Source organism: Pseudomonas sp. P4_C3 (genome assembly GCF_056402075.1).
On record NZ_JBFUIC010000502.1, the window covers coordinates 1 to 2,200 of the forward strand.

The 2,200-nt window shown below is 55.1% G+C and carries 4 protein-coding genes; 1 reads left to right on the forward strand and 3 read right to left on the reverse strand.

The features are described 5' to 3' along the window. The coding region (locus AC1DVH_RS29875; RefSeq protein ID WP_477756826.1) for a hypothetical protein at positions 1-590 on the forward strand (590 nt) is incomplete at its 5' end. A 51-nt stretch (positions 591-641) separates the two neighbouring features. On the opposite strand, the gene AC1DVH_RS29880 is transcribed toward AC1DVH_RS29875, so the two are convergent. From AC1DVH_RS29880 to AC1DVH_RS29890, 3 genes are all read right to left on the reverse strand, one after another. Beyond that, on the reverse strand, positions 642-1,085 hold the full coding sequence (locus tag AC1DVH_RS29880) for a mannose-1-phosphate guanylyltransferase (protein WP_477756827.1): 444 nt from the start codon (positions 1,083-1,085) through the stop codon (positions 642-644). A gap of 329 nt (positions 1,086-1,414) precedes the next feature. Further along, positions 1,415-1,804: a VanZ family protein gene (locus tag AC1DVH_RS29885; protein WP_477756828.1), complete on the reverse strand. Its 390-nt coding sequence runs from the start codon at positions 1,802-1,804 to the stop codon at positions 1,415-1,417. Then, positions 1,801-2,200, reverse strand: a 400-nt coding sequence (locus AC1DVH_RS29890) for a YjbH domain-containing protein (protein ID WP_477756829.1), incomplete at its 5' end; no start/stop codon positions are given. The genes AC1DVH_RS29885 and AC1DVH_RS29890, both read right to left, overlap by 4 nt.

Genomic DNA, 2,200 nt, shown 5'->3' on the forward strand with positions numbered 1-2,200 from the left:
CCGTCATGCTTCCAGCGGCCATGGTCGTCGTCGGTTGGCTGTGGTGCATGGCATCCAGAAAGCTCGCGCTCTTATGGCTAGGCGTACTGTTCGTGGCCTATTTTGTCGTAGGTCTGAGTAAAGTGCTGTTCAAGGGCTGGGGAATCGGCCTGGAAAGCCTGAATATCGCGGTCATCAGCGGCCACGCAATGAACGCCTGCCTGGTGTCGACCGTTGTCCTGAGTTTGCTATTGCGCCAACTGGATCATCGCCTTCGATGGCTGGCACTGGGTGCCGGGCTGCTGTCGACCTGGTGGTTCAGCGTCCAGTATGTCGGTCAGACGATTCATCCTCTGCCGGAAGCGATTGCCGGGGCGGTTGTGGGGTCAATCGCGGCGTGCGTATTTCTTTTCAGGCTGGAGCGAAAGGAAATCCGCAAAATTCCCCGCACGGCCCTCATGCTAGGGCTCGCGATTATCATGCTGAGTACGAGTCTTCCAAAATATACAGCCGAGAGGCTCTTGAACTCTTTCGCCGTCACTCTTTCGGGGGCAGAAAAGGCATTCATGCAGCCTCAGTGGCGCACTCGCGGAGAATCGTCAAGGTTGTAGCTTTTGCATCGATTGTGAGTTCTGGCGAAGTGGCGTCACCAGAATTCACTACTATTTTTTCTCTTCGATCCGATCCAGCAGCTCTGCAGTTTTTTTCTGCATCAGTGCTATATCGCCACGACTCTCAACCTTCAACAGGATCTCGCTCTGCGCTGGGCAGATCTTGAAGCGCCATTCAGTGAACGTCAGGCTCAGGCCGTCACTGTCATCCACATCCAGTGCTTCACTGGCATACAGCGCCCGCAAGTACTCGAGTAGCGCAATGGGATTGCCGACCATGCGCCGAATATCACCCGAGGAAGGAAAGAGCCCGATGCGCTCCACCAACAACTTTGGCTGTGKGGTGATAGTGGAGGGAGCACTTTCGTATGTCCGCAACCAGGCCATCAATCCACTGTTGCCCTCGGTGAACTTCTGCCCCAAAACCATGTTGCCCGGTGCAAAAGGGTCCAGCGATTTATAGACAGAGTCGATCGGTGATCCGGAAGCGTTCATAGTGGTCTGCCTTGAAAAAGTTTATGGCCGCTCAAAAAATGCGGCACCCAAGAGCAAAAAAAAGCGTGGCCATGCTCCCTTGTAGGAGCTGGCTTGTCGGGTCGCCGCATCGCAGCGATGGTCGATAACGATAACGCGTGYGAACCGGATAAACGCGGCGTACTTGAGTCCATCGCCAGCAAGCTGGCTCCTACAGAGAACTACATTCGCCTGAGTGACGTTTACAGGCCTTTCTTATACAAAACCGCATAACAGAAATGGGTGGCGTCGATTCAGTGCCTTGATGTTTTCAGGCGTGTTGTCGCTATGCCCACGCAGAAGCCATGGTCTTAAGTGCCAGGGAACCCGGCGGACTGTTTGACGGGCTGCACCCAACGCCACGCAATCAAGCCGAGCAACACACCGACAGCATTGGCCAAGGCGTCGTAAGGTGATGCCGTGCGCAGCGGCATCAGTGCTTGTGCATATTCGATCAGGATCCCCGTCAGCAGACAGCCCAAGGCAATCCAGTGCGCCTTGACCCGCAGGAAGGCCAGCCGGCAACTAAAAGCCAACACGAAAAAACCAACCAGGTGATGCAGCTTGTCTTCCTGGGCAAAGGCTTCGGGAATCGGTTGCGCTCGCAAAGCGGCGGTCAGCAAAACCAGACAAACGCTGATGAAAAGCAGCGTGCGTATCCTTTGGGACAGTTGTGTGAAACCCAGGAGTAACGAACTCATTCGGTGATTTTCTCAAAGTTTTTATAGAACGCATCTTTGTCGCGGCCATTGGTCATTGTGTACAGCGAATATTGGCGGTTAAGACGCGCGCCACCATCGCGGGTCAAAGGAGCCCAGACCAGATTGGCGCGACGCATCGTGGAAACGCTCATCAACTCGTCGAAGGGGACCGAGATATAGATACCTTTGTCGAAGCTACCCTCGCCGAACTCTTCTGCCGAGGCCGTGGTGCGGGTGACCCATCCACCGAACCTCACACCGTTACTGAACTCATGCGACACATCAAACGTGGCACCCCAATCGCGCGCCAGGTAACGCCCAACACTGACCGCCGCCTGCAAATCGAACGGCAGTTCGGTATAGGTGGTGATGTGACCGGTCACGGTCTTGTAATCG